This is a genomic window from Brevundimonas sp. UBA7838 (assembly GCF_002500885.1).
Taxonomy (GTDB): Bacteria; Pseudomonadota; Alphaproteobacteria; order Caulobacterales; family Caulobacteraceae; genus Brevundimonas; species Brevundimonas vesicularis_C.
Genome location: NZ_DLTK01000105.1, coordinates 14,006 through 14,209, shown reverse-complemented (window position 1 = coordinate 14,209; position 204 = coordinate 14,006). Strand labels below are relative to the sequence as shown.

Genomic DNA, 204 nt, shown 5'->3' with positions numbered 1-204 from the left:
GACGTTGTCGTCGGCCATGCCATGCAGCAGCAACAGCCGCCCCGTCATGTCGTCCAGTCGCGGCAGGATGTCAGTCGCCGCATAGCCCTCCGGATTGGCCTGGGGCGTGGACATATACCGTTCGGTGTAGTGGGTGTCGTACAGGCTCCATTCCGTCGGCGCCGCGCCCGCCAGAGCCGAGGCCAGGCCGGCGTCCTTGTCGGT

General features: G+C 67.2%; 1 protein-coding gene. It reads right to left on the bottom strand.

Annotated elements, in window-relative coordinates:
- The coding region (locus B3T77_RS09695) for an alpha/beta hydrolase family protein (RefSeq protein ID WP_292079140.1) at window positions 1-204 on the bottom strand (204 nt) is incomplete at both ends.